This window comes from Streptomyces sp. NPDC006174 (assembly GCF_040614075.1).
Classification (GTDB): Bacteria; Actinomycetota; Actinomycetes; order Streptomycetales; family Streptomycetaceae; genus Streptomyces.
Map to the genome: position 1 here is coordinate 20,185 of NZ_JBEXTJ010000009.1, position 20,555 is coordinate 40,739.

General features: G+C 71.4%; 15 protein-coding genes and 1 pseudogene. 7 read left to right on the forward strand and 9 right to left on the reverse strand.

Translation table 11 applies throughout. The features are described from left to right. Window positions 1-29 precede the first annotated feature (29 nt). Both ABZ267_RS20975 and ABZ267_RS20980 read right to left on the reverse strand, forming a co-directional pair. Window positions 30-509 carry a DUF2771 domain-containing protein gene (locus ABZ267_RS20975; protein WP_356747307.1) on the reverse strand — a complete coding sequence of 160 codons (480 nt, stop codon included), beginning with the start codon at window positions 507-509 and terminating at the stop codon, window positions 30-32. 27 nt (window positions 510-536) lie between these two features. After that, window positions 537-1,967: an MFS transporter gene (locus tag ABZ267_RS20980; RefSeq protein ID WP_356747308.1), complete on the reverse strand. Its 1,431-nt coding sequence runs from the start codon at window positions 1,965-1,967 to the stop codon at window positions 537-539. A gap of 429 nt (window positions 1,968-2,396) precedes the next feature. Between ABZ267_RS20980 and ABZ267_RS20985 the strand changes: the two genes are divergently transcribed. Then, a complete protein-coding gene (locus ABZ267_RS20985) occupies window positions 2,397-3,335 on the forward strand; it encodes a DUF3027 domain-containing protein (RefSeq protein ID WP_356747310.1) in 939 nt (312 codons plus the stop codon). Window positions 3,336-3,651: 316 nt separating this feature from the next. Further along, entirely contained in the window at window positions 3,652-6,858 is a 3,207-nt protein-coding gene (locus tag ABZ267_RS20990; RefSeq protein WP_356747841.1) for a molecular chaperone Hsp90, read from the forward strand. A gap of 67 nt (window positions 6,859-6,925) precedes the next feature. Here the strand turns inward: ABZ267_RS20990 and ABZ267_RS20995 are convergent, their stop codons facing one another. Next, window positions 6,926-9,412 carry an HAD-IC family P-type ATPase gene (locus ABZ267_RS20995; RefSeq protein WP_356747312.1) on the reverse strand — a complete coding sequence of 829 codons (2,487 nt, stop codon included), beginning with the start codon at window positions 9,410-9,412 and terminating at the stop codon, window positions 6,926-6,928. Between the two features lie 187 nt (window positions 9,413-9,599). Next, a complete protein-coding gene (locus ABZ267_RS21000) occupies window positions 9,600-9,914 on the reverse strand; it encodes a DUF2530 domain-containing protein (protein ID WP_356747314.1) in 315 nt (104 codons plus the stop codon). Between the two features lie 229 nt (window positions 9,915-10,143). Between ABZ267_RS21000 and ABZ267_RS21005 the strand changes: the two genes are divergently transcribed. Further along, window positions 10,144-11,598, forward strand: a complete 1,455-nt coding sequence (locus ABZ267_RS21005; protein WP_356747316.1) for an NCS2 family permease — start codon at window positions 10,144-10,146, stop codon at window positions 11,596-11,598. On the opposite strand, the gene ABZ267_RS21010 is transcribed toward ABZ267_RS21005, so the two are convergent. Beyond that, complete coding sequence (locus tag ABZ267_RS21010) at window positions 11,591-11,824, reverse strand: hypothetical protein (RefSeq protein WP_356747318.1); 234 nt, start codon at window positions 11,822-11,824, stop codon at window positions 11,591-11,593. The two genes, ABZ267_RS21005 and ABZ267_RS21010, sit on opposite strands and share 8 nt — an antisense overlap. A 134-nt stretch (window positions 11,825-11,958) precedes the next feature. Here ABZ267_RS21010 and ABZ267_RS21015 point away from each other — a divergent pair, with 134 nt between their 5' ends. After that, window positions 11,959-12,399, forward strand: coding sequence for a MarR family transcriptional regulator (locus ABZ267_RS21015; protein ID WP_356747320.1), 441 nt, complete (start codon window positions 11,959-11,961; stop codon window positions 12,397-12,399). 139 nt (window positions 12,400-12,538) lie between these two features. Beyond that, entirely contained in the window at window positions 12,539-13,873 is a 1,335-nt protein-coding gene (locus ABZ267_RS21020) for an MFS transporter (protein ID WP_356747322.1), read from the forward strand. Window positions 13,874-13,932: 59 nt separating this feature from the next. Here the strand turns inward: ABZ267_RS21020 and ABZ267_RS21025 are convergent, their stop codons facing one another. Together ABZ267_RS21025 and ABZ267_RS21030 are read right to left on the reverse strand one after the other, a co-directional pair. Beyond that, entirely contained in the window at window positions 13,933-14,514 is a 582-nt protein-coding gene (locus ABZ267_RS21025) for a Uma2 family endonuclease (RefSeq protein WP_356747324.1), read from the reverse strand. Window positions 14,515-14,604: 90 nt separating this feature from the next. Then, a pseudogene (locus ABZ267_RS21030) lies at window positions 14,605-15,459 on the reverse strand (EamA family transporter); the annotation flags it as partial. A 151-nt stretch (window positions 15,460-15,610) separates the two neighbouring features. Here ABZ267_RS21030 and ABZ267_RS21035 point away from each other — a divergent pair. Together ABZ267_RS21035 and ABZ267_RS21040 are read left to right on the forward strand one after the other, a co-directional pair. Beyond that, entirely contained in the window at window positions 15,611-16,600 is a 990-nt protein-coding gene (locus tag ABZ267_RS21035) for an aldo/keto reductase (RefSeq protein WP_356747325.1), read from the forward strand. Window positions 16,601-16,781: 181 nt separating this feature from the next. After that, window positions 16,782-17,273 carry a hypothetical protein gene (locus ABZ267_RS21040; RefSeq protein WP_356747327.1) on the forward strand — a complete coding sequence of 164 codons (492 nt, stop codon included), beginning with the start codon at window positions 16,782-16,784 and terminating at the stop codon, window positions 17,271-17,273. A 261-nt stretch (window positions 17,274-17,534) separates the two neighbouring features. Here the strand turns inward: ABZ267_RS21040 and ABZ267_RS21045 are convergent, their stop codons facing one another. Both ABZ267_RS21045 and ABZ267_RS21050 read right to left on the reverse strand, forming a co-directional pair. Next, the gene (locus ABZ267_RS21045; RefSeq protein WP_356747329.1) at window positions 17,535-19,610 is read right to left on the reverse strand and encodes a serine/threonine-protein kinase; all 2,076 of its coding nucleotides are present in this window, start codon (window positions 19,608-19,610) and stop codon (window positions 17,535-17,537) included. Between the two features lie 91 nt (window positions 19,611-19,701). Beyond that, the gene (locus ABZ267_RS21050; protein ID WP_356747331.1) at window positions 19,702-20,544 is read right to left on the reverse strand and encodes an SDR family oxidoreductase; all 843 of its coding nucleotides are present in this window, start codon (window positions 20,542-20,544) and stop codon (window positions 19,702-19,704) included. Between the last annotated feature and the right edge of the window lie 11 nt (window positions 20,545-20,555).

Below are 20,555 nucleotides of genomic sequence, written 5' to 3' on the forward strand. Positions count from 1 at the left end.
GGGCCTCGGGAGGGACGGGACGACGGCGGTCAGGACGTCTTCTTGAGCTCGAACTGCCAGATGCCGGTGAGCTTCTTGCCGCTCGTCTCGACGATGGAGACGTTCGTCTTGCTGGCGGGCTCGCCGGTCTGGCTGGCGAAGAAGGCGGAGCCGGGGATCGTCCGGTACGTCTTCGTGAACGGCTCCTGCTCGGCCTGCTGGCCGTTGATGAAGAGCGTCCAGCCCTTCTCGGCGATCTCCGGGTCGACGCCGAAGCGGACCTTGTCGTCCATCGCGACCTCGAGGGTCTTGTCGGCCTTCTTGTTGAGGCAGCCCTGGATCAGCGACTCCTTGATCGCCTCACCGTCGTTGTAGCAGGCCGCCTCGGAGTTCACCGAGGTCGTGCCGACCGTCACGGTGGCGAGCGGCGTCGGCTTGTCGCAGGCGGACAGGACAAGGAGTCCCGCGGACACGGCACCAAGAGCGACGCCGATTCGACGGCCCTTACCGGAGAAGAACGCAACGGTCATGGGCCGAAGGCTATCGGTCGCCTCCGCTCACGCCACGCGGGGGTGCGGCGAGCCGCGCCGCGCGGCACCCAGGAGACCCCGGACGGACGCGGCGGCACCGAGGGCGAGGATGCACGCGGCGACCGACATGCCGAGCACCGCGTTGAGCGGCAGCGCGATCCCGATACCGCCGCCGACCACCCACGCCATCTGGAGCAAGGTCTCGGACCGGGCGAAGGCGGAGGTGCGGACCTCCTCCGGGACGTCCCGCTGGATCATCGCGTCCAGCGACAGCTTGGAGAGGGCCTGGGTGAACCCGGCGACCGCGCCGAGCGCGGCGACCGCGGCGGTGGAGAAGAAGACCGCGGCGAGGACCGCCGTGCCGAGCGCGAGCGCCAGCACCGTCGCGATGATCACCTCGGGCCCGCGCGCCCGGAGCCACGCGCCCACCGCCGTACCGCAGGCGTTGCCGACGCCGGCCGACACGCCGACGATGGCGAGCGAGACCGCCGCGCTCTGACCGGCCATCGGGTGCTGGCGCAGCAGGAACGCCAGGAAGAAGATCAGGAAGCCGGAGAGGGCCCGGTGCGCCGCGTTGGCCTGGAGGCCGTGGAGCACCGACCCGCCGACGGACCGCAGACCGGGCGGACGCTCCTTGGGCGGCTTCTCTCCGTTGCGCTTCGGCTTCGGGGCGGAGCGGCGTACGGGCTCCGGGCGGTGCGGAAGGTGCGGGTGGTCCTGCGGGTCGATCAGGCGGGCCCGGCGCTCACCCTTGGCCGAGTCGACCTTGGGCGGCATCGTGAAGGCGAGGAAGGTGCCCATGATGAAGATCGCGCAGGCGCCGTAGAGCGGCCACGCGGAGCCGATGGTCTGGAGGCCGGCCCCGATCGGGGCCGCCACACCGGTGGCGAGGAGCCCTGCCAAGGTGACCCGTGAGTTGGCCTTGACCAGCGAGAACTTCGGTGGCAGCAGCCGTGGCACGACCGCACTGCGCACCACTCCGTACGCCTTCGAGGAGACCAGCACTCCGAGCGCCGCCGGATACAGCTCCAGGCCGCCGGTGGCGACCGCGCCCGACATGGTGATCGCCAGCAGCGCGCGGGCCAGCATCGCGCCCGCCATCGCGGCCCGGCGGCCGTGCGGCAGCCGGTCCAGCAGCGGCCCGATCACCGGCGCGAGGAGCGTGAAAGGGGCCATGGTGATGGCGAGGTAGAGCGCGACGCGCCCGCGCGCCTCGTCGGTCGGCACGGAGAAGAAGACGGTGGAGGCGAGCGCGACGGTGATCATGACGTCACCGGCGCCGTTCACCGCGTGGAGTTCGATGAGTTTTCCGAGGCCGGATTCGCCGGCTCCATGGGCGTGCGTCGCCTTGCGGATCCCGCGCGCCGTGCCGGTGAACGGCGTGCGCAGGGCACGACCTGTCGCCCGTCCCGCCCTGCGGAGCGGGCCGGGACCGTCGTGCGACCTGGCGGCAGTCACCCCGTCATAGTGCCCCAACCCTGGCCGGTATGAACGGTGATCGGCTGCGGACTCGCGCGTGACGCTCTGTCGGACCAATCGGAGCGGACCTGGGCGCGTGCACCGCCGGGCGGGGTCGCACAAGCCCTTCGGAGCGGCGGTGGCCGGATATCGGAGAGACGGATACGGCACGTTTGGGACGGGCAGGTGGGCGCGGAGCGGCGGAGAGGGTAGCGTGCTTAACGCGCCACCGGCGGTTGTTCTTGGCCGCGCGCCTCTCCGCGATCCCGCAGAATGGATGGCAGAAGGCGCGCCCGAGGCAGGCACAACGGGTGTGGACGTCGACGCGGCCCCCAGGTCCGCTCCGCCCGCAACTGTCTGGCCGAAAACGGCAATCGTGCAGCAGCTGGCGCGCTCGTGAGACTGGCGTATGGAGAGAAGCGAAGACCTGTGAGTGCTGCGACGACGCGAAGCCGTACGGCCCGTACCGCCCGTACCCCCGTTCCCGACCGCCTGTGCGCCGAGGCGGTAGACCTCGCGCGCGCGGCGGCGGAGGAAGCCGCCGCGCCCGGCGTGGTCGGTGAGCATGTCGGTGTGGTCTCCGAAGGGGACCGCGTCGTCACGCACTACTTCGAGTCCAAGGAGCCCGGCTACCGGGGCTGGCGCTGGGCGGTGACCGTGGCGCGGGCCTCCCGCGCGAAGAACGTCACGCTGGACGAAACGGTGCTGCTACCGGGGGCCGACGCGCTCCTGGCGCCGGAGTGGGTGCCGTGGAGCGAGCGCCTGCGCCCCGGTGACATGGGCCCGGGCGACCTGCTGCCGACCGAGGCGGAGGACCTGCGCCTGGAGCCGGGCTGGACGGGCGAGGACGAGCCGCCGCCGAACTCGATCGTCTCCGCGGAGCTGGCGGAGCTCGTCGACGCGGAGGACGCGGAGCTGACGGACCGGCCGGTGGCCGCCACCAGCCGGGGGTCCATCGCGTCGGTGGCCGAGGAGCTGGGTACGCGGCGGGCGCGGGTGCTGTCGCGGTACGGGCTGTACGAGGCGGCGGACCGCTGGGACGAGGCGTTCGGCCCGAAGACGCCGATGGCGCAGGCGGCGCCGGCGACGTGTGTGAGCTGTGCGTTCCTGATCCCGATGGCGGGCTCGCTGAAGCAGGCCTTCGGGGTGTGCGCGAACGAGTTCGGTCCGGCGGACGGGCATGTGGTGTCGCTGGCGTACGGGTGTGGGGGGCACTCGGAGGCGGCGGTGATGCCGAAGCCCGTGCGGCCGGCGGATCATGCGCTGGACACGATGCGGGTGGACGCGTACACGCTCCGTCCCGAACGCGACGGCGGCTCGGTCCCGCCGGAGCCGGACGGCGCGTCGGAGGACTTGGGCCACTCGTAGGGCGGCCGCGTTCAAGCCCGTCGGGCGATGTTCTCAGCCCGTCCGGCGTTTGAGGACGGAACGGTCGAGGTGGTGTCGGGTGCCTCTGCGGGGGGTGCTGGGCCCCAGGGCCCCGTTCTTGTGCCGTCCACCTCGGCAAGGGTTCCGTCCTCAAGCGCCGGACGGGCTGGGGTGGGCTCGGGTTCCGTCCTCAAGCGCCGGACGGGCTTGGGTTGGCTGGGGGTCCGGTCCGTGTGCACGGTACCTTCGGGCGCACACTGGGCGGCAGGGACAGGTCCAGTCGCCACCCACCGCGGACGGAGTCGACAGCGTGAGCATGAATGCGACCGAGGAGGCCGATCCGTTCGGGACGGCACGGCTGCGGCGCGGCGTGCTCGACGCCTGGGGCGCGGGCCCGGCCCGCTTCCGGGAGGACGCCAACGCCGAGGAGGACCTCGCGCTCGGCGGCTACCGCGACCGCCTCGTCGTCGAGCTGGCCCAGAACGCCGCCGACGCCGCCGCCCGCGGAGGCGTCCCCGGCAAACTCCGCCTCACCCTGCACCCCGCCGCCCCCGGCGACCCCGACGGCCGCTGCGTCCTGGCCGCCGCCAACACCGGCGCACCGCTGGACGCCACCGGCATCGAGTCCCTCTCCACCCTCCGCGCCTCCGCCAAGCGCGAGGGCCACGAATCCGCCGTGGGCCGGTTCGGCGTCGGGTTCGCCGCCGTCCTCGCGGTCAGCGACGAGCCGGCCGTGCTCGGCCGCCACGGAGGCGTCCGCTGGTCCCTGGCCGAGGCCCGCGAGCTGGCCGGCCAGGCCGCCGTCGGCTCCCCGGGCCTCGGCGACGAGCTGCGCCGCCGCGACGGCCACGTACCGCTGCTGCGCCTCCCGCTGCCCGCCGAGGGCTCCGCACCGGACGGGTACGACACCGTCGTCGTCCTGCCGCTCCGCGACGGCACCGCCGAGGACCTGGCCGCCCGCCTGCTGGACGCCGTGGACGACGCGCTGCTGCTGGCTCTGCCCGGCCTGGCCGAGGTCGTCATCGAGACCCCGCACGGCGTACGGACCCTGAGCCGCTCGGCCCACGGCCCGTACACGCACATCGACGACTCCGGATACGGCCTGAACCGCTGGCGCACCGTCTTCCACCACGGTCCGGTCGAGCCCGCGCTCCTCGCCGACCGCCCGGTCGAGGAGCGCCTGCGCCCGCACTGGTCGGTCACCTGGGCGGTCCCGGTCGACGAGTCCGGCGCCCCGCTCGCACCGCGTACCTCGCCGGTCGTCCACGCCCCGACCCCCACCGACGAACCCCTCGGCATCCCCGCCCTCCTCATCGCCTCCCTCCCGCTGGACACCGCCCGCCGCCACCCGGCGCCCGGACCGCTGACCGACTTCCTGGTGGAGCGGGCGGCCGACGCGTACGCCGATCTGCTCGGCGGCTGGCAGCCGGTGTCGACCGGTACCATCGACCTGGTGCCGGGACCGCTCGGCAAGGGCGGCCTGGACGGAGCCCTGCGCGGCGCGATCCTGGCCCGGCTGCCGAGGATCGCGTTCCTGGAGCCCGCCGCGCCCCGGGAGCCCGGTGTCGATCAGAGCTGGGCGGACGACTGGGACCCGGGCCGTACGGACGAGAGCGCCGCCACCACCGCCCTGCGGCCCGTCGAGGCCGAGGTCGTCGAAGGCGTCGGAGCCGCGACCGTACGGGTCCTCGCCGAGGTGCTGCCCTCTCTGCTCCCCGCAGGCCTGGAACGCCGCCCCGAGCTCCGCACGCTCGGCGTCGCCCGCGTCCCGCTCACCGAGGCCATCGACCGCCTCGCCGGTCTGGAGCGCGACCCCGCCTGGTGGCACCGGCTCTACGACAGCCTCGCCGGCATCGACCCCGACCGCCTCACCGGCCTCCCGGTGCCGCTCGCCGGCGACCCGGAAGACGAGCAGGCGGGCCGTCCGCCGCGCACCACCATCGGCCCCCGCCAGGTCCTCCTGCCGCTCCCGGACGCGCTCACCGGCCCCGTACTCGCCCGCCTGGCCCGCCTCGGCCTCAAGGTCGCCCACCCGGACGCCGCCCACCCGCTCCTGGAGAAGCTCGGCGCCCTGCTCGCCACGCCTCGCGCTGTCCTGACGACTCCTCAAGTGCGGGCAGCGGTCGCCGGATCGCTGGACGCGGGCGAGATCTGGGACGAGGACGCGCTCGACGCCGACGAGCTGGCCGAGACCGTCCTCACTCTCGTACGCGACGCCGAACTGGCCCCCGGAGACGAACCCTGGCTCGGCGCGCTCGCTCTGCTCGACGAGGAAGGCGAACCGGCCCCGGCAGGCGAACTCGTCCTTCCCGGAAGCCCGTTCGCGCAGATCATGCGCGAAGGTGAACTGGCCCTCGTCGACCAGGAACTGGCCGACCGCTGGGGCGAGGCGTCGCTCACCGCCTGCGGAGTGCTCGCCACCTTCGCGCTCGTCCGCGCCACCGATGTCGTCCTCGACCCGGACGAACTGGAGCCCCGCGACAGCGACTTCGCCGAGCCCGACGACGCCGGTCTGCTGGACGCCGTCGACGTCTGGTGCGAGGACCTCCTCGACCAGCTGCCCGGGACGCCGGTGCCGCCGGTGGCCACGGAGATCGTCGCCGTACGGGATCTGGATCTGGTGGACGACGACGCCTGGCCGCAGGCGCTCGCGCTGCTGGCCCAGCCGCCGCTGCGCGACGCGCTGACGCAGCCGGTGCGGGTGCTGCTGCCGGACGGCACGACGCAGTCCGTGCGCCCGTACACCGCCTGGTGGCTGCGCGACCATCCCGTACTCGACGGCCGCCGTCCCGCCGGACTGCGCGTGGCCGGCGGTGACCCGATGCTGGCCGGGCTGTACGACGCGGTGGACGCCACCGGCTTCGACGACGCGCAGGTGCTGCGGGCCCTCGGAGTGCGCACCTCGGTCGCCGCGCTCCTGGGCGAACCGGGCGGTGCGGCCGAGCTGTTGGGCCGGCTTGCCGACGAGGACCGGCCCGTCACCCCCGTACAGCTGCACGCGCTCTACACGGCTCTCGCCGAACTCGACCCGGACCAGGTGACGTTGCCGGACGAGCTGCGCGCGGTGGTGGACGGTGAAGTGGCCGTGGTCGACGCGGCGGACGCCGTCATCGCGGACGCGCCGGACGTGCTGCCGCTGACCGATGGCCTGCCGCTGCTTCCCGTAACCCCTTCGCGGGCCGCCGAGTTGGCCGACCTGCTCCAGGTGCGGCGGCTCGGCGAGACGATCGAGGCGGACGTCACCAGCGAGGGCGAGGAGCACCGCGTACCGGACTCCGTCCGCGTCCTGCTCGGCCCCGCCACTCCGGCCACGTACGTCGAGCACACCGAGCTCCACGCGGGCGGCGTCGAACTGGACTGGCGCCGCACCCGGGACGGAGTCGTCCACGCCGCGACTCTGGAAGGCGTCGCGGCCGGTCTGGCCTGGGCGGCGGGTCAGTGGCCGAGGCGCTTCGAGGTCGCGGCGCTGCTGGAGGACCCGTCGCGCACGGAGGAGCTGGCGCGGGACCGCTGGTTCGACTGAGAGCCGCGAGCCCATACGGAAGCCCCCGGGAGGTCATCGACCTCCCGGGGGCTTCTCCGTGCTGTCCTCAGGCTCCGAAGCGCCGGCCCACCAGCCGCCAGCTGAGCTCCAGCAGCGCGGCCGCCGCCACCGCGATGCCGACCGCCGCCCACGGCATGGTCGTGCCGACCAGCTTCAGCGCGAAGAAGTCCTGGAGCCACGGCACCACGAGCACGATCAGGAAACCGAGCCCCATCGCCGCCACCAGGCCGATCCGCCACCAGGTGTACGGCCGGGCGATGATCGCCAGGACCCACATCGCGACCAGGAACAGCGTCAGCGTCGCCGCGCTCGTCTCGGCCTCCAGTGCGCCGGGGCCGGAGTAGTGGTGGCGGGCCAGCAGGTAGGTGGTGAAGGTGGCCGTCGCCGCGATGACGCCCGAAGGGATCGCGTACCGCATGACGCGGCGTACGAAGTGGGGCTGCGCGCGCTCCTTGTTCGGCGCCAGGGCCAGGAAGAAGGCGGGGACGCCGATGGTCAGCGTGGACAGCAGCGTCAGGTGGCGCGGCAGGAACGGATACTCCACCTGGGTGCAGACCACCAGGATCGCCAGCAGCACCGAGTAGACCGTCTTGGTGAGGAAGAGGGTCGCGACGCGCGTGATGTTGCCGATCACGCGGCGGCCCTCGGCGACGACCGACGGCAGCGTCGCGAAGCTGTTGTTCAGCAGCACGATCTGCGCCACGGCCCGGGTCGCCTCGGAGCCGGCGCCCATCGAGACGCCGATGTCGGAGTCCTTGAGCGCCAGCACGTCGTTGACGCCGTCGCCGGTCATCGCGACCGTGTGGCCGCGCGACTGGAGGGCCGCCACCATGTCGCGCTTCTGCTGCGGCGTGACCCGGCCGAAGACCGCGTTCTGCTCCATGGCCGTGGCCATCTCGTCCGGGTCGGTCGGCATCTTGCGGGCGTCGAGGGTGTTCTCGGCGCCTGCCAGGCCCAGCTTTCCGGCGACGGCGCCGACCGAGACGGCGTTGTCGCCGGAGATGACCTTGGTGGCCACGTTCTGCTGGGCGAAGTACTTCAGCGTCTCCGCCGCGTCCGGCCGCAGGCGCTGCTCCAGGACGACGAGAGCGGTGGGTGCGGCGCCGTCGGCGGCGTCCGGAGCGTCCAGCTCGCCTCGTACGCGGGCCAGGAGCAGCACGCGCAGGCCCTGCTCGTTGAGGTGCTCGATCTCGGTGAGGGTCGCGTCGCCGTCGGGGAGGAGGACGTCGGGCGCGCCGAGGAGCCAGGCGGAGGAGGTGTCGTCGGTCTCGGTGAAGGCCGCGCCGCTGTACTTGCGGGCGGAGGAGAACGGCATCGCGTCGGTGACGGTCCAGGCGTCCTCGTCGCCCTTGCCGCCCTTGTCGCCCGCCGGGTACGCGTCGATGATGGCCTGGAGGCTGGCGTTGGGCCGCGGGTCGGAGGAGCCGAGCGAGCGCAGCACCTGGTGGACGTACGCCTCGTCGCTCCCGTTCAGCGGCCGGACCTCCGTGATGTCCATGCCGCCCTCGGTGAGGGTGCCGGTCTTGTCCAGGCAGACCACGTCGACCCGCGCGAGGCCCTCGATGGCCGGCAGTTCCTGGACCAGGCACTGCTTACGGCCCAGGCGTACGACACCGATGGCGAAGGCGACCGAGGTCAGCAGCACCAGGCCCTCGGGGATCATCGGGACGATGCCGCCGACGGTCCGGGCCACGGAGTCCTTGAAGTTGCTGTCCTTCACGACGAGCTGGCTGATGATCAGCCCGATCGCCGTCGGGACCATCATCCAGGTGACGTACTTGAGGATCGTGCTGATGCCGCTGCGGAGCTCGGAGTGGACGAGCGTGAAGCGTGACGCCTCCTCGGCGAGCTGCGCCGCGTACGCCTCACGTCCGACCTTGGTCGCGGTGAACGCGCCGCCGCCCGCGACGACGAAGCTGCCGGACATCACCGGGTCGCCGGGCTTCTTGAGCACCGGGTCGGCCTCACCGGTCAGCAGCGACTCGTCGACCTCCAGGCTCTCGGCCTCGGCGACCGTGCCGTCCACGACCACCTTGTCGCCGGGTCCCAGCTCGATCACGTCCCCGAGGACGATCTCGTGGGTGGAGACCTCGGCGGCGGTCCCGTCGCGCCGCACGCTCGGCTTCGCCTCGCCGATCACCGCGAGGCTGTCCAGGGTCTTCTTGGCCCGCCACTCCTGGATGATGCCGATGCCGGTGTTGGCGACGATCACGAAGCCGAAGAGGCTGTCCTGGATCGGCGCCACGAACAGCATGATCACCCAGAGCACGCCGATGATCAGGTTGAAGCGGGTGAAGACGTTGGCGCGGACGATCTCGGTGAGCGAGCGCGAGGAGCGCACGGGTACGTCGTTGACCTCGCCCCGGGCCACCCGTTCGGCGACCTCGGCCGTGGTGAGACCGGTGGCGCGATGGCCGGATGGCGGTAGCTCGACCGGATGCACGGGGTCGAGTTCCGCCCCCGCGTCGATCATGGCCGGCCGGGAGGATCCGGGGGTCTGCTCCCCGGAGGAATCGAGTGCCCGCTGCGTCATGGATTAGACGGTACGGGCGTGCGGCGCGGATCACCCGCCGGGGGGCGGAAGATCCGACCAGGGGAGGAGCAAGCCGGTCCCGTGGTCGTACGGAGGCGACGAGGTTCCCGTACGGAGGAGGTAGCTCTCCGGTCCTCGTACCGGGGGGTAGCTCTCCGGTCCTCGTACGAGGGAGGTAGCTCTCCGGTCAGGCTCGGCGGTCGGGGCCGAGTGTGCTGTCCGCCGCCTCGGCGCCGGCGGCGTCCTTGGCCTCGGCCTGGGCCGCGTGGCGCCTGAGGGCGGCGTCGCGGCCGCGGACGTACCAGATGCCGATCAGTCCGAGACCGGCTCCGGCCAGCGGCGTCCAGACCCACCAGGTGTGGCCGCGGTCGGCGAACCAGCCGTAGAAGGGGAGCTGGGCGAGGAAGAGGACGAACCAGAGGATCGTGCCGCCGACGACGGTGGAGACGACGGGGCCCTCCAAGGGCTCGGGCGCCTCGTGCTTCGGTGTCCACTTCTCCATGACCTCAGTGTACGGAGCCGCCGGACCGGCAGACCGGGGGCCGGGCGGGGGCCGTGCGAGGGCCGGACGGACCATGGGCCACGCGGGTCTACGCGCGGAGATAGCGATCTTCGCCTTATGTATTCATACTGAATCTGCTTGAGGCTGGCTCGATTTGTTCGTCTGAACATCCAATTTCGATCACCTGTCGCCCTTTCCTTCACCTCCCTACGTACGACTGAGGTCACCCATGCCCCCCTCGGCCACCGCTCCGGTCGACTCCCCGCAGCCCTCGGCTCCGCAGCCCGCCGGCGGCGTGGACCGGTTCTTCAGGATCTCCGAGCGGGGGTCGACCGTCGGGCGCGAACTGCGCGGCGGGTTCGCCACGTTCTTCGCGATGGCGTACATCATCGTGCTCAACCCGATCATCCTGGGCAGCGCGAAGGACATGTACGGCAATCAGCTCGACAACGGCCAGCTGGTCACCGCCACCGTGCTCTCGGCGGCCTTCTCCACGCTCCTGATGGGCGTCATCGGCAACGTGCCGATCGCGCTCGCCGCCGGGCTCGGCGTCAACACCGTCGTCGCGCTCCAGCTCGCGCCGCGGATGAGCTGGCCGGACGCGATGGGCATGGTGGTCCTCGCGGGCATCGTGGTCATGCTGCTGGTCGCGACCGGGCTGCGGGAGCGCGTGATGAACGCCGTACCGCGCTCGCTCCGCAAAGGCATCGCGATCGGCATCGGCCTCTTCATCCTGCTGATCGGCCTGGTCGACTCCGGCTTCGTCTCGCGCATCCCGGACGCCGCGCACACCACCGTGCCGCTCCAGCTCGGCGGCGACGGCCACCTCACCGGCTGGCCGATCCTCGTCTTCGTGCTCGGCGCGCTGCTCACGCTGGCGCTGATCGTGCGCAAGGTGCCCGGCGCGATCCTGATCTCGATCATCGCCATGACGGTGGTCGCTCTGGTCATCGACGCGGTGGCCGGCCTGCCGGAAGGCGCGTGGGGCCTGACGACGCCGTCGTGGCCGGGCAACCCGGTCTCGGCGCCGGACTTCGGTCTGCTCGGCGAGGTCAGCCTCTTCGGCGGGTTCGGGAAGGTCGGTCTGCTGACCGGCATCCTCTTCGTCTTCACCGTGCTGCTGTCCTGCTTCTTCGACGCGATGGGCACCATCCTCGGCGTCGGCGACGAGGCGAAGCTGATGGACGAGAACGGCAACTTCCCCGGCATCAACAAGGTGCTGTTCGTGGACGGCATCGCGGTCGCGGCCGGCGGTGCGAGCTCCTCCTCCGCCACCACCTGCTTCGTGGAGTCCACCGCGGGCGTCGGAGAGGGCGCCCGCACCGGACTGGCGAGCGTCGTGACCGGTCTGCTCTTCTCGGTGGCGCTGTTCCTCACACCGCTGGCGACCATGGTCCCGTCGCAGGCGGCCACACCCGCCCTGCTGGCGGTCGGCTTCCTGATCATCGCGGGCTCGGTACGGGACATCGACTGGAGCGACTACACGCTCGCGGTCCCGGCGTTCCTGGCGATGGTGATGATGCCGTTCACGTACTCGATCACCAACGGCATCGGCATCGGCTTCGTCGCCTTCGCCGTGCTGCGGCTGGCGGCGGGCCGGGGCCGTGAGGTCCCGATCGCGATGTACGTGGTGTCGGCGGTCTTCGTCTTCTACTACGCGATGCCGGCGCTCGGCCTCACGTGATCGGGTCTCCGGTCACCGTAGGGCCCGTCGGCCCGCAGAGTCTCTCCGTCTCCCCGTAGAACTTCTCCGTCTCGTCGACGGCCGCCTTGAAGCGTTCGTCGAAGTCGTCGCGGATGAGCGTCCGGACCACATAGTCCTGGACGCTCATTCCGCGTCTGGCGGCGTGCTGCCGGAGCCGGTCGAGCAGCTCACCGTCTATCCGCAGGCTGAGTACTGTCGATCCCATACCGAGCAGGGTCGCCGCCCGGGGGCGCTTTTCGCGTCACTTTCCGCTTCCGACTCACTCGTTCGGGTGATCGGTTTCTCGCGCGCGTACCACCGGGTGGTATTTAGTTTGGGTAATGAGTTACGCTAACAAACATGCCTGACCTGATCCACGACGGTGACAGTGCCGCCGCCGTGAGCTCCCTCCGCTCGGCCGTGATGCTGCTGGGCCGGCGCCTGAAGCACCAGCGCGTCGACGAATCGCTGAGCCCGACCGAGATGTCGGTGCTCGGCACCCTTGCCCGCTGCGGCTCGGCCACCCCCGGTGAGCTGGCCCGCAAGGAGCACGTGCAGCCTCCGTCGATGACCCGCATCGTCGCGCTGCTGGAAGCGAAGGGACTCGTCAGGCTGGAACCGCACCCCGATGACCGTCGGCAGAAGATGGTCAGCCAGACCGAGCAGGCCGAGGCCATGCTCGCGGAGAGCCGCACCAAGCGGAACGCCTGGCTGGCCCACCTCGCCGAGGGTCTGGACGAGGACGAGTGGGAGACGCTGCGGGCCGCCGCGCCCGTGCTGGAGAAGCTCGCCCACCTGTGACCCCGCGGGCGCGACGGCGGTGACGCCGTCCCCGTACCGGATGAGACAGCCGGTACGGGGAAGACGATCACCGCCGGAGCGCCCGTCGTCACGTCCTCGTCGGACCGCACACCGCAGACACATGAGGAGATGAACCCTTTTGAGTACGGGACCCGGAGCAGACTCCGCCCCCGCACCGACTTCCACCCACGAGAGCAAGACCGGCGGGACCTTCTCGTCGCTGAAGATCCGCAACTACCGCCTGTTCGCCACGGGCGCCGTGATCTCCAACACCGGTACCTGGATGTCCCGCATCACGCAGGACTGGCTCGTCCTGAGTCTGACGGGTTCCGCCACGGCCGTAGGCATCACCACGGCCCTGCAGTTCCTTCCGATGCTGCTCTTCGGCCTGTACGGCGGTGTCATCGCCGACCGCCTCCCGAAGCGGCAGATCCTGCTCGTCAGCCAGGCCATGCTCGGCCTGTGCGGTATCGCGCTGGCCGTCCTGACCCTCTCCGGCGTCGTCGAGGTATGGCACGTCTATCTGGTCGCCTTCCTCCTCGGCATGGTGACCGTCGTCGACAACCCGGCCCGTCAGTCGTTCGTCTCCGAGATGGTCGGCCCCGCGCAGCTGCGCAACGCGGTCAGCCTGAACTCGGCGAACTTCCAGTCCGCCCGCCTCATCGGCCCCGCCGTCGCGGGTGTCCTGATCACCACGGTCGGCAGCGGCTGGGCGTTCCTGCTCAACGGCCTCTCCTTCCTGGCCCCGCTCATCGGCCTGCTGATGATGCGGACGAGCGAACTCCACGCTTCGGTACGCGTGCCGCGCGCCAAGGGCCAGCTGCGCGAGGGACTGCGGTACGTCCGTGGCCGCCCGGAGCTGATCTGGCCGATCGTCCTGGTCGGCTTCGTCGGCACGTTCGGTTTCAACTTCCCGATCTGGCTCACCGCCTTCGCCGACGGCGTCTTCGACGGCGGCGCGGGCATGTACTCGTTCTTCAACATCCTGATGGCCGCCGGTTCGCTGGCCGGCGCGCTGCTCTCGGCCCGCCGCCGCTCGACGCGGCTGCGGATGCTGGTGGCGGCGGGCACGGCGTTCGGCCTGCTGGAGATCGCCGCCTCGCTCTCCCCGAGCGTCTGGCTGTTCTCGCTCCTGCTGGTCCCGATCGGCATGCTCGGCCTCACGACGAACATCACCGCGAACACGAGCGTCCAGATGGCCGCCGACCCGGAGATGCGGGGCCGCGTGATGAGCCTGTACATGATGGTCTTCGCCGGTGGTACGCCGGTGGGCGCGCCGATCGTCGGCTGGATCAGCGACACGTACGGCGCCCGCGTCGGCTTCGCGTCCGGCGGCGCGATCTCGGTGATCGCCGCGCTGGCCGTCGGCTTCGCGCTGGCCCGCGTCGGCGGCCTCCGCCTGAAGGTCGACCTCCGGCCGGGTCGGCCGCATGTCCGTTTCGTACCGCGCGAGCAGTTGGCGACGGCTGCGTAGGTCACTCACACAGAACCGCCCCCGCCCGGACCGGGCGGGGGCGGTTCTGTCGTCGAGGGTCAGTCGCGCGGGAAGGCGTCGGTCTTCAGCACCAGGTCCATGGAGGTGTCGGTGAGATCGACGTCGAGGCCGAAGTCGACGACGAGCTTCTTGTGGTAGCCGCCGTCCTTCGGCTCCGAGTGGAGGAGGCAGCGGCCCACGTACGGGTCGACGATGAGGAAGACGGGGACGCCGGCGGCCGCGTAGGCGTCCTTCTTGGGCCCGTAGTCGGCTGCGGCCGTGCCTTTGGAGATGACCTCGCCGACGAACTCGATGTGCTCGGGGAGCCAGCGGCCATGGCTGTTCTTGGCCGCCTTGTCGAAGAGCTTCACGATGTCGGGGGCGAAGCCGTCGCCTTCGCCGAAGTCGATGCGTACGTCCGAAAGGGCCCTCACATCCATCCCGAACCGGTCCTCCAGAGCACGGACGATCCTGCGGATGATCTCCCAGCGCGTGTCCCGCTGCGGCGACATATGGACGGTCCCCTCGACGATCTCGACCTTGAATCCCTCGGGGGTGGGCTCAAGCCACTCGAACATCTCGTCCAGAGTGAAGTCGTCGCTGGTGTCGGCCATGTCGATCCTGTCGTCTACGACGGTCATCGTGCCGCTCCTCCCCGCTGCCGCACGGGCGTGCGGGCAGCCGCGTAGGACAACGATAGGCCTGGCCCCGGGGGCACGCCCGGAGACTGCTTACGCCTGCCGCGGGCCGGGAGGTGGTACGGGCCCGGGCTCGGGAGCGGTCGGTGGTGCGGTTAGGCTCGAAGGGTGGACCCGAAGACCAGAAACCGCATCATGGCGGCCGTGCTCGTGCTCATGTTCCTCGTCGTCGCCGTGGCGGCCGCCTTCGGCGCCTGAGGCGGGCGGTGTGGTGCGCGGCGGTGACTCCTCGCCGCGCTGAGCCAGTACCACCGCCCCGACGACCCCAGCCGCGCCCAGGAGCTGGAGCGGTCCCAAGGTCTGCCCCATGAACAGGTAGCCGAGGACCGTGGCGCACAGCGGCGAGGCGAACGACAGGAACGAGGCGGCGAGGGCCGGCAGCCTCGCTATGCCGTTGAACCAGACCACGTACGCGAGCAGCGCGCCGATGATGCCGAGGTAGGCGAAGCCGCCGACGTTGGTCCAGGTCAGGCGGTCCGGGAGCGGTTCGCCGAGCAGGGTGACGGGGAGCAGGACCAGGCCGCCGACGGTGAGCTGCCACCCGGTGAACGCCAGCAGCGAGACCCCTTCGGGCCGTCCCCAGCGTTTCGTCAGCACGATGCCCGACGCCATGCACACGGCCCCCAGCAGAGCCGCCGGCACGCCGACGCCGTCCAGTCCGGCCCCTGGCTGGAGGACCAGCAGCGCGACGCCGGCGGCGGCCAGTGCGCAGGCACCGATGTGCAGGGCGCGGATGCGGGCGCCGAGCAGGAGCGGGCCGAGGAGCAGCACGATCATCGGCTGGACGGTCATGACGAGCGCGGCGACCCCGCCCGGAAGATGGTAGGCGGCGAGGAAGAGGAAGTAGAAGAAGGCGCCGATGTTGAGGACGCCGAGCACGGCCGCCCGCAGGAGCTGAACCGGCTGCTGAGGACGCTGGTGATCACGCTGGAGGGCGGCCGCTGACGGCGGAGGCGGTTCCTCCCGGAGTGCTCGGCCGACGTGTCGTCCGGGACGGTTGCTTGCCTGGAGTGGACTCGAAGGAGTTGGCTGGGGCGTCATGAAGTACACACAGCTCGGACGCACCGGACTCAAGGTCAGCCGACTCGTGCTCGGGACGATGAACTTCGGCCCGCAGACCAACGAGTCGGACAGCCACGCGATCATGGACTCCGCCATCGGCGCGGGTCTGAACTTCTTCGACACCGCCAACGTCTACGGCTGGGGCGAGAACAAGGGACGCACCGAGGAGATCCTCGGCACCTGGTTCGCGCAGGGCGGCGGCCGGCGCGACAAGGTGGTCCTGGCCACCAAGATGTACGGGAACATGGCGCCGGACGGCGACGCCTGGCCCAACCACGACAAGCTCTCCGCCGTGAACATCCGGCGCGCGGTCGACGCCTCGCTGAAGCGGCTCCAGACGGACCACATCGACGTCTACCAGTTCCACCACGTCGACCGCGACACCCCGTTCGAGGAGATCTGGCAGGCGATCGACGTCCTGGTCCAGCAGGGCAAGATCCTGTACGCGGGCTCCTCCAACTTCCCCGGCTACAAGATCGCCCAGGCCAACGAGCAGGCGGCCAGGCGCGGTTCGCTCGGCCTGGTCAGCGAGCAGTGCCTCTACAACCTGGCCGAGCGCCGCGCCGAGATGGAGGTCATCCCGGCCGCGCAGGAGTACGGCCTCGGCGTCATCCCGTGGTCGCCGCTCCACGGCGGCCTGCTGGGCGGCGTCATCAAGAAGGAGGCCACGGAGGGCCGCCGCGCCTCGGGCCGTTCGGCCGACGCGCTGGCCAACAGCACGGTCCGCTCGCAGGTCCAGGCGTACGAGGACCTGCTGGAGAAGCACGGCCTGGAGCCCGGCGAGGCGGCCCTGGCCTGGCTGCTGACCCGCCCCGGCGTCACGGGCCCGATCGTCGGCCCGCGCACCGCCGAACAACTGGAGAGCGCCCTGCGCGCGCTGGAGCTGGAACTCCCGGAGGCGGTCCTGACCGGCCTGGACGAGATCTTCCCGGGCCCGGGCCCGTCGCCGGAGGCCTTCGCCTGGTGATTCGCCTGGGACTCGCCTGGTGAGGTGAGCGGATCGGCCGCCGTCCCGCGTGGGGCGGCGGCCGATCGTGCTGTTCGGGGGCCGGAGGCGGGTACCTACGGCCGGGAGCCGGCTACTCCGCGAACCGGTCCAGCGCCGCCAGCACCGCTCGCCGGGTCGCGTGCGGCGTAACGTGGGCGCCGTGAACGCGACTCCTCGGGTCCTTGCCGTACTGGATGACATCCTTGCCTCCGCCGCTCCCGGCGAACGCGGGGCCTTGTGGCATCTCGCCGAGCAGGGGCGGGAGTTGGACGCCAACGTGGTGCGGGTGCCGGGCGGTGCGGAGGTGGGGGAGCATCAGGAGGACGTGCTCGATGTGCTCCTGGTCGTGCTGGAGGGGGGCGGGCGGGTTCGGGCGGGGGACGGGGAGGTGGAGTTGGGCGCCTCCGCCGTCGTCTGGTTGCCTCGGACCTCGCGGCGCGGCCTTGCCGCGGGGCCGGACGGGATCACGTATCTCACCGTTCACCGTCGTCGGCCCGGGCTGGCGATCACGGTGCCGAGCGAGGCGTCCGCGTACGAGGGTGGTGAAGGGCCCTGCATGCTGGACCGGGTCTGTCCGGAGTGCGGGCGGTTGTCCGAGGATCCCGCGCCGGTCTTCTGCAGCGGGTGCGGGGAGCGGTTTCCGGAGCGGTGAGCTTCAGGGAGAGCGGTGCTCCGTGCTCAGAACGGTGCTCCGTGCCGTGAGCGGTCCTCCGTGCTCAGAGCGGTGCTCCGGTTCGTGAGTGGTGCTCCGGTCCGTGAGCGGTGCTCTGGGGCCTGGAGCAGTGCCTCGGACCGAGTGCAGTGCCTCGTACCGAGAGCAGTGCATCGCGCCGAGAGCAGTGCTCCGTACTCGGCTCGGTGAGCCCGGTCCCGTGATCCCGGCCTCGCAACCCGCTCCCGTAGCCCAAAGCCGTCAGTACCCCTCGCACTCCGTCAGGTCAGGCCGGCCAGGTGGAGTGCTGTTGTCCATCAGGGTCGACAGGTTCTTCTCGTACATGTCCTCCCAGACCTTTCCGGCAAGGATCTTTCGCAGCGCCGAGCACACCTCGCGCTTCAGGCCCGTGGAGCCGGGGCGCATCGCCACGCCGTAGCCTTCCGCGCCCTGGATGTTCTCCAGGCGGCGCACCTTGCCCGGGTTCGCCTTCTCGTAGCCCGCGAGGATGATGTCGTCCGAGGCCACCGCGTAGACGTCCGACGTCACGTCCAGCAGCTTGTCCAGGCAGTCCTGGTAGGTGTTGGGCTGGGACTCCGTCATGGTGAAGCCCCTTCTCGGCAGCTCCGTCTCGTACGTCGACTCCCTCGCCGTGCACACCTCGACGCCGAGGCGGCGCAGGTCGCTGGAGTCGCTGATCGTGTACTTGCTGGACTTCTCGCGGACCAGGAAGCTCCGGCTCGCCTCGTAGTACGGGCCCGCGAAGTCGACGCTGTCCCCGCCGGGTGACGCGCTCTTCCGTTCGGGCGTGATGCTGTACGAGGCGATGACGAGGTCCACGCCCTTCGTCCGGAGTGCGGTGCTCCGGTAGTCGGTCGGGACCGTGGTGAAGGCGACCTCGTCCCGGTCGTATCCCATGTGACCGGCGATCGCGTAGGCCAGGTCGATGTCGTAACCGGCGTACGCCTTCGTCTTCTTGTCGTACTTGCTCAGGCCCGGCTGGTCGTCCTTGACGCCGATCTTGAGGAGAGGGTTCGTGGCCTTCCACTTCTCCGTCACCGTGCTGCCACCGCCGCGGCCGCCCGAACCGGCCGTGGTGCTGCCGTTCGTGCCCGTCCCGTCGTCGCCGACGCCTTGCGCCACCAGCCAGCCCGCCGTGCCCAGCAGGGCCACGCACACCACCGCCGTCGCCGCCTTGAGCCAGGGCCGTTTGCGGCGCCGCGCTGGTTGTCCGTCGGCGGCCCGAGGCGCTGCGACCGGTGGGCCGAGAGGCTCCGGAGAGGGGTCGGGCGCCGGTTCCGAGACCGCCGTCGGCGGATGCGGCGTCGCGGCCGCCGCCGTCGTGTTCCGGGCGAGCGGGCCGCCCAGCACCTCCCGCAGCATCGCCTCCACCGTCGTCGCGTCCAGGCGTTCGGCCGGGTCCGGGAAGAGGAGGCCCTGGATCACCGGGGTGAGCGGGCCGGCGTACCGGAGGACCGGTTCGGGGGTCTGCCGGATGTTCTCCTGGACCTCCCACACCTCACCGCCGGCGAACGGGACCTTGCCCTCGGCCATCTCGTACAGCGTGATGCCGAGCGCCCACAGATCGGACGCCGGCGTGGGGCCGGGAGAGCCGGACGTGAAGAGTTCGGGTGCCAGGTACGCGGGCGTGCCGATCACGCTGCCGGACCGGGTCACCTGCGCGGCGCCCTCGAACGTGGCGATCCCGAAGTCCACCAGGATCGCCAACCCGTCGTCCCGGACCAGGACGTTGCCGGGTTTCACATCGCGGTGGACGACCGACGCCGCGTGCACCGCCCGCAGGCCCTGGAGGATCTGGAGGCCGATGTCCGCCGCCCTCGGCACGGCGAGCACCCGCTCGGTGCGCAGCAGATCCGCCAAGGACCTGGCTTCGAGCAGCTTCATCACGATCCAGACCTGGTTGTCGGTCTCGACCTGGTCGTGGACGGTCACCACGTTCGGATGCTCGATCTTGGCGATGGCCTCCGCCTCCCGGCGCGCCCGCTGCATCGCGGCGGCCTGGGTTCCGGCGGTCATCGCGTTCCGGTCGAGCAGGCCCTTCACGGCGACGAAGCGGCGCAGCCGCCGGTCGTGGGCCCGCCACACCTCGCCCATGCCCCCGCTGCCGATCGGCTCCAGCAGCTCGTAACGGCCCTCGATCACCACCTGCGGGCGGCCCTGCGAGGGGCCGTGCGGCGGTGTCCGGGGCCATTCCTGCGCGGTCCCGGAGTCCGCGCGCTGGAGCCCGTCGCCCGCCCAGCGGTCCTCGGGAGCACCACGGCCACCGGCCGCCCCGTCGCCCCCGACTCCCGCCCCGGACCTGTCTTCGCCTTGCATGCGACCCCCTGTGCACTACATGGACCAGGCAAACAGTAGACGTTCCGTCAGGACCGCACAGGGTGGGGGGATATGGCGATCCCTGGCTGATTCAGGAAGCCGCGCCACCGTTGCTCTTCAGCAACTGCCCGTTGACCCACCGGCCTTGTGGCGAGCACAGGAAGTCCACCAGGTGCGCGGTGTCCTGCGGAGTGCCGAGGCGGCCGAGCGGTGTGCCCTGCGTGATGGCCGCGCGGAGATCGTCGTTCATCCAACCGGTGTCCACCGGGCCGGGGTTGATGACGTTGGCGGTCACGCCGAGGTGGGCCAGTTCGTGCGCGGCGGCCAAGGTGATGCGGTCCAGAGCGCCCTTGCTCGCGCCGTACGGGAGGTTGCCCACGGTGTGGTCGCTCGTGAGCGCGACGATGCGGCCCGTGCCCGCGCGCGGTTCGCCGGGCCTGCTCCCGGGCTCGCCGCGGAATCGGAGCCCGTACTCGCGGATCAGCAGCCAACTGGCCCGCGCGTTCACGGCGAAGTGCCGGTCGAACGCCGCCACGGTGGTGTCCAGCAGCCCCGAGTCCACCGACTCCGCGTGCGAGAGGACGAGCGCGGTGACCGGGCCGAGGCGCTGCTCCGCCTCGTCGAAGATGCGGGCGGGGCCGTCCGGATCGGTCAGGTCCGCCTCGATCGCCGCCGTACGGGCTCCGGCGTCCTCCAGCTCTCGCGCGATGGAGGCCGCGGCCCCGTCCTCGGCGCCCCACTCCATGCGCCGGTCGTACGGCGTCCAGTAGGTGAAGGCGATGTCCCAGCCGGAGGCCGCGAGCTGCCGGGCGATGCCCGCGCCGATGCCGATGGAGCGGCCGACACCGGTGATGAGCGCGATGGGACGGGCCGGTGCCGGGGTCGGGTCCGGTGCCTGCTCCGGAGCGGTCGAGGGCTGTTCGTCGGTCGTCACGGGCCGATCCT